General features: G+C 68.6%; 3 protein-coding genes. All 3 read right to left on the reverse strand.

What is annotated here, in order from left to right; translation table 11 throughout:
• Positions 1-602: 602 nt before the first annotated feature.
• Positions 603-2,243: an endo-1,4-beta-xylanase gene (locus ABZ260_RS43500; protein ID WP_355629650.1), complete on the reverse strand. Its 1,641-nt coding sequence runs from the start codon at positions 2,241-2,243 to the stop codon at positions 603-605.
• Positions 2,244-2,443: 200 nt separating this feature from the next.
• Positions 2,444-4,006 carry a cellulase family glycosylhydrolase gene (locus ABZ260_RS43505; protein WP_355629653.1) on the reverse strand — a complete coding sequence of 521 codons (1,563 nt, stop codon included), beginning with the start codon at positions 4,004-4,006 and terminating at the stop codon, positions 2,444-2,446.
• A 115-nt stretch (positions 4,007-4,121) separates the two neighbouring features.
• Complete coding sequence (locus ABZ260_RS43510; protein WP_355629655.1) at positions 4,122-6,638, reverse strand: glycoside hydrolase family 9 protein; 2,517 nt, start codon at positions 6,636-6,638, stop codon at positions 4,122-4,124.
• Positions 6,639-6,838: the final 200 nt, after the last annotated feature.

Consider the following 6,838-nt stretch of genomic DNA (forward strand, 5'->3'; position numbering starts at 1 on the left):
GCGGCTGCCGCGGCGGCGGCGGCTGTGGCGGCTGGGGACGCGGCAACCGCGGCCACAGCCGGGTCAGAGTGATCATCAACAACCACAACAACAACGTCAACCGGCTGAGCAACAGGAGCGGTGGTTCCGGCTTCCGTGGCTTCGACGATGAGGACTAGGCCTTCCGGCCGTCCAGCCGTGGCCGCGCTCTGATCGGGGTGCGATGCGGGGCCGAGGTATCCGGGATGTCGAGGACATCCGGGATGTGAGGCCACTCGCGGCCGGATCCGCGATTTCGTGCGGCTCCGGAAGCGTCGCCAAGAGATAGGGATCCGGTATTCGCCGGGACCGTGTTTTTCCACAGAGAAACGCCGCCCCGAACCGAGGGCACGGAAACCCGGGAAGAATCTCTTCGGGATCCTGACTCTCAACACAGTGCGAGTTGTTGTTTCTCACAGGATTACCGGCGGCGGCGCCGCGGTTTTCGAACCGCGGTGTCGCCGCCTCGCGCTGTCCGGCTTCCTTCGCGTCATTATCGATCTTGAGGCGGGAAACCCCGTGACGCGGTGTGAACCGGCCACGGGGCCCGTGAGACCGACGCTGGACCGCCGGTCCGCGTACGGCTAGGAGATGGTGGGGGTGGGTGGGGTGCCGCTTCCGCTCCAGCTGCCGATGAAGCCGAAGGTGGTGGATCCGCCGGCGGGGATGGAGCCGTTCCAGGCGGCGTTGGTGAAGGTGAAGGCCGGGGGAGTGGCGGACAGGGTGGAGCTCCAGGACTGGGTGATGTTCACGCCCGAGGGGTAGGTCAGGACCGTCTTCCAGCTGGTGACGGCGGCGGGGCAGCTCACGGTGACCTCGCCCTGGAAGCCGCCCTGCCAGGAGTTGACCGTCTTGTAGGTGGAGGTGCAGGGGCCGCCGGGCTGCCCGGCGAGGGTGGTGAAGGTCACCGCCGCGGAGGCGGTCGAGGTGTTCCCCGCCGCGTCACGGGCGACGACGGTGACGCTGTAGGCGGTCTGCGGGCTGAGGCCGGTCAGCGTGATGGAGTTGGTGGCCGACGAGCCGAGCCTGGTGCTTCCCTGGTAGACGTCGTAGCCGGTCACCGCGCGGTTGTCGGTGGAGGCGGTCCAGTTGAGGGTCGCTCCCGAGGAGGTGATGGCCGAGGCGACCGGAGTGCCCGGCCTGGTCGGGGCCTCGGTGTCCGGGGTGGTGGTGCCACCGGCCAGCGCGTCGTGCACCGCCGTGTAGGCGGGCTTCTTGGCGTAGTTCGCGTCGTAGATCAGGGCCGCGCCCTCGCTGGGAAAGGTGTCGGGAACCCAGGAGTACTTGTCGGTGAAGCCCCAGAGCGTGATGCCCGCGCACTGGGTCACCGCCAGGCAGGCGTTGACGACGTCGCGGTAGTAGGTGGCCTGCTGGGTGTCCTTGGCCGCGTCGCGGGGCATCTGGATCCGGACGTCGATCTCGGTGAACCTGACCTGGACGCCGAGGTCGGCGAAGCGCTGGAGGTTCTGCTGGACCTGGCCGGGGAAGCCGTACTGGGTGGCCAGGTGCCCCTGGAACCCGACGCAGTCGACCGGCACGTTCTGCGCCCGCAGCGTCCGCACCAGGTTGTACATCGCGGTGCTCTTGGCGTTGACGCCCTCGACGTTGTAGTCGTTGATGCAGAGCCTGGCGTCAGGGTCGGCGGCCCGGGCGGCCCGGAAGGCATCGGCGATGTAGGTGTCGCCGAGCTTCTGGTACCAGAACGAGTTGCGCATGTTGCCGTTGTCGTCGAAGACCTCGTTCACGACGTCCCAGGAGACGACCGTGGGGTTGGCGGCGTAGCGGCCGGCGACCTTGGCGATGTGGTTCTGCATCGCGGAGCGCATGTCGGTGGCGCTGAGGTTCTGCACCCAGCTCGGCGTCTGGCTGTGCCAGACCAGCGTGTGCCCGTGCACCTGCTGGTTGTTCTGCGTGGCGAAGTTGACGACGGCGTCCGCTCCGGTCCAGTTGAACTGGTTCTGGCTGGGTTCGGTGGTGTCCCACTTCATGACGTTCTCGGCGGTGATCTGGTTGAACTCGGTCGCCGCGATGTTGCGGTAGGAGGTCTCGTTCGCCAGCGGGGAGGTGGCGACCGCGGCGCCGATGAACTTGCCGCGTGCGGCGGCGTGTTCGCGCAGGGAGGCGGAGGCGTGGGCCGGGGTGGCGGGCAGGACGGCGACGGCTGCCGTGACGAGCGGGAGCAGGGCGATCGCCCCTGCCGAGATCGCTTTGCGGAGGCTGGACATGGGGGGTCCTCTCTGAGGGTCGGGAAGATCCGGCCTGGTGATTAGAAAATTTGCGAGAAGATGCCGAAACTTTCGGAAACGGTCCGGGGGGAGGGGGCACGGCAGGTGAGCCGTACCCCCTTGCCCCGGCCGCACCGGGTTCTCGTACGGGAGGGTCGCTCGCGCGGGAGAACTCCGTGCGGGTGAGGCCTGTGGGCGGGCTAGGAGATGGTGGGGGTGGGTGGGGTGCCGCTTCCGCTCCAGCTGCCGATGAAGCCGAAGGTGGTGGATCCGCCGGCGGGGATGGAGCCGTTCCAGGCGGCGTTGGTGAAGGTGAAGGCCGGGGGAGTGGCGGACAGGGTGGAGCTCCAGGACTGGGTGATGTTCACGCCCGAGGGGTAGGTGAGAACGGTCTTCCAGCCGGTGACGGCGGCGGTGCACTTGACGGTGACCTCGCCCTGGAAACCGCCCTGCCAGGAGTTGACCGTCTTGTAGGTGGAGGTGCAGCCGCTCGGCGGGGCCGAGGTGGTGGTGAAGGTGGTGGTGCTGGAAGCGGGGGAGGTGTTCCCGGCCGCGTCCCTGGCCACCACGTGGACGGTGTAGGAGGTCTGCGCGCTGAGCCCGGTCAGGGTGATCGAGTTCGTCGCCGAGGAGCCGAGCTTGGTGGTGCCCTGGTAGACGTCGTAGCCGGTGACGGCGCGGTTGTCCGTCGAGGCGGTCCAGGTCAGCGTGGCGCCGCTCCCGGTGATCGCGGAGGCGGTGGGCGTGCCCGGCTTGGTCGGCGCCTCGGTGTCGGGGGTGGTGCTCCCACCGTAGATCTTGGCCTCGACGGAGGTCTGTGCGATGCCGTTCGCGCCGTTGAAGAGCCGCTGACCCCAGCTGGTGAGGCTGGCGGCGTTGAAGTTGGTCACCTGGTCGAGGTACTCGACGCCGCCGCCGTTGCCGCTCCACGACCAGCCGAGGTAGCCGATGCCCCTGGCCTGGGCCTGGGCCATGATCGTGTCCTCGTCGGGGTTGCCGTCCGAGTGGTCGAAGCCGAACTCGCCGACGACCAGGGGCAGCCCGGCGGTCTGGAAGCTCTGCATGTAGCCGGTGACCTCGGCGGCCGTGTCGAACACGCCGTACATGTGGATGGAGAAGACGGTGTTGCGCTGCGAGTCGGCGGCGAAGACGGTGGCCGCGTTGTCGCGCATGGTGAAGCCCCAATCCTGGCCCCAGTTGGGCGCGTCGACCATGATCAGATGCTGGAAGCCGTTGCTCCGCAGCCGGGAGATCGCGGACGAGGTGGCCTGGGTCCAGCCGGGGGTGGTCGCGTTGTTGCCGAAGGGCTCGTTGCCGATGTTGAGGACCACGTAGTCCTCCTGGCCGACGATCGCGCTCTTGACGCTGATCCAGTAGTCCACGGCCTGGTCGAGGGTGTAGGCGCCGCTCTGCTCGCCGTACCCGGTGGTGTCGTGGTTCTCCAGCACGCAGATGAGCTTGTTCTGCTTGCAGAGCGAGACCACGTTCGCCACGTCGGAGACGCCGTTGGGGGTCCACCGGCCGCCGCTGAGCACCACCCGGACCGTGTTCGCGCCGAGCGACTTGATCCCCGCGAACGAGGCGGTCTGGGACGGGTACCAGGTGTGCGCGTGGCTGGTACCCCGCATGACGAACGTGTTGCCGTTCGACTCAACGATCTTCGTACCGCTCACGCGGAGACCGACGGCGGCGTGGGCGGGTGGGATCGAGACGAAGAACGAGAGCAGGAGCGCCGCGAGCAGCGCCAGGCTTCTGAAACGCATGACCTACCTCGGTTGGGGAGTGCCCGGCCGGGCGGAGGGGTCGTCGCGCCCGGCCGGGGCAGGGAGGCGCCGGCTGAGTGGACCGGGGCGCCTGGACATTGGAGGGACGAAGGTGTCAGCTCGCGGTGCAGGTCACCGGAGTGGGGATGCTGTTGACGCTGCTCTGGCTCGCGGTGAAGCCGAAGGACGCCGACGCGTTCGGGGCGAGGTTGCCGTTCCAGGCCACGTTCCTGACCGACACGTCCGCCCCGGTCTGGGTGAGCGTGCCGTTCCAGAGCTGGCTGATCGTCTGGCCGTTGGGGAACTTCCAGGTCACGGTCCAGCCGGAGATCGCCGAGGCGCCCTCGTTCTTGACGGTGACCTCGCCCTGGAAGGCGCCCTGCCAGCTGTTGCCCACCGTGTAGGTGGCGGTGCAGCCGCCCGCCGGGGCCTGGGTCGTGGTGAACGCGGTGCTCTCGGATGCCTCGGAGGAGTTGCCCGCCGCGTCCCTGGCCACCACGGACACGGTGTACGCCGTCGCCGGGGTCAGGCCGGTGAGGGTGTACGAGGCGGCCGCGGAGGTGGCGACCTTCGTCGTGCCCCGGTAGACGTCGTAGCCGCTGACGCCCACGTTGTCCGTCGACGCGGTCCAGGTCAGCGTGGCACCGCTCCCGGTGATCGCGGAGACGACGGGCTTGCCGGGCCGGGACGGGGCGACGAGGTCCTCCTGCGGCGGCGGCTCGTCACCGGGGGGAGTGCCCCAGATCTTCGTCGTGCCGGAGTAGAGCGTCATGTTCTGCACCCGGACCGGGGTCGCGCCGGGGGTGGTGGCGACGCCCACGTACGACCAGTCGTTGGACGGGTCCCACGTGCCGGTGCTCGCGAGGCGGAACTGCACCTCGCGCCGGTGCTGCGACTGGCCTGCGGGGGAGATGGAGGTGCCGGAGCAGTCGATGGTGACGTAGTAGGTCTTACCGGACAGCAGGGTCGGCCCGGTCGGGGCCTTGCACTGGTTGTAGGCCGACGACACGGTGATCTGGTTCGCTGTCGTGGTGCCGTCGAGGGTGAAGTAGTAGCGGAACGAGCCGTTGGTCAGCGGGCGCGCGGGCCAGGCCGACTGGTTCCTGACGATGGCCTTGATCTCGGTGAACGTCGAGCCTGAGGCGTTCACCCCGGCCTCGGTGAAGATCTCCGGCCCGTCGGGGGTCTCGGCGACCGGGAAGTTCGCGGCGGGGGCTCCGCCGTACTCCCGGTAGAGCCGGGCCAGGGCACTGGTGAAGCCGGCGTTGTAGTCGGTGGCAACCTCGTTCATCACGTAGTCGTCGCGCTTGTCGGTGTACTTGTCGTCGGGGTCGGGCGGGCCGCCGACGAGGGCGCCGTACAGGGTGTGGCGGGTCTCGACCGGGTTGGTCATCTGGTCGGTCCACGAGCCGTGCGCGGTGCGGTGGTGCGGGTTCTTCGGCGGATTCGCGCCGAACCCGATCACGTACGAGGAGTTGCGCGGGTTGTCGCCGAGTGCGTAGTTGATCTGCCTGACCGCGAAGTCGTGATATCTCGCCTTACGCGTCGCGTCGGTGATCGAGTCCGAGTGGACCAGGGCCGCGAACGAGGTGTTGGCCGCGTAGCGCAGCGATCCCCACCGGTCGAGCACCGCCTGGCCGCCCGGTGAGTACTTCACCCGCTGGCCGTTGACCCCGACGGTCCAGTAGTCGAGCCAGCGGTTGGCGTCGTCGAGGTACTTCTGCTTGCCGGTCAGCTTGCTCAGCAGCACGTAGGTGCCGTACGACTTGTCGTCCCAGGCGATCGTCCACTTGTAGGACTTCGTGGTGGACTGCGGCTCGGTGCCGAGGTTGTCGTAGTACGACTCCGCCTTGGCCAGGTAGGAGGCGTCCTGGGTGGCCCGGTGCAGCCAGATCGCGCCCCAGACCAGCTCGTCGTTGTAGCCGCTCCACGACTGGTAGTAGCCCGACGCGTCGGTGATGCAGTCGCTGTACTTCTTCCGCACGGTGTCGGCGAAGGTGTAGAGCTGCTTGGCGTGCGTCACCAGCGTGTCGGCATAAGTCGGATTTGTCGGACGGAAGACGATGGATGACGCCGCCATCGCCGCCGCCGTCTCTCCGGCCAGGTCCGCTCCGCCGCAGGAGGCGTCGATCTTGTAAGCGGGCCGCTCCATCTGCATCGCCTCGGCGGGACCCCACCAGGCGTGGTCCTTGCCGCCGTTGCCGACCTGCCCGTACAGCACGTTCGCCGACGGGTGGGCCTTGATGAAGTAGTCGTTGACGAACTTGAGGTTGTTCAGCAGGTGGGTGAGCTGCCCTGAGGAGACGTACGCGTCGCGGTACTCCACCGCGCCCCAGGCCAGCATCGTCGCGCTGGCCGCCATCGGCAGGCCGAACTTGACGTGGTCGCCCGCGTCGTACCAGCCGCCTGTCAGGTCGAGCCCGACGTCCTGGCCGTCGGTGAGCCCGGAGTCGCCGCGCCAGTTGACGCGGTTCCAGCTCGGCAGCTTCCCCGACTGCTGGGCCTCGTAGAACCAGATGGACTTCTGCAGCGCCTCGCCGTAGGCGAAGGCGGGCGCCGCCGCCTGGGCGGCGGCCGGCACCGGCACCGCCGCCAGTGCCAGCAGCGCGAGCGCCGCCAGGGTTTTCTTCATGGGGAGTTGCCTCTCGGAGGTGGTGCTCGGGGCGTGACAGCAGGTCAGGGGTGCCGTCACGCCCCGAGGTCTCGGGGGAGGTGGATCCCGGTTCCCGGTCCGGCTCAGCCCGGTGGCTGTCCCCGGCGATGAACCGGCTCGACGGTGAGGGGGCCATGCGGGCCACGCTGCAGGCATGGGAACGCAACCGTGAAACCCTG

This window comes from Streptosporangium sp. NPDC006013, from assembly GCF_040614275.1.
Lineage (GTDB): Bacteria > Actinomycetota > Actinomycetes > Streptosporangiales > Streptosporangiaceae > Streptosporangium.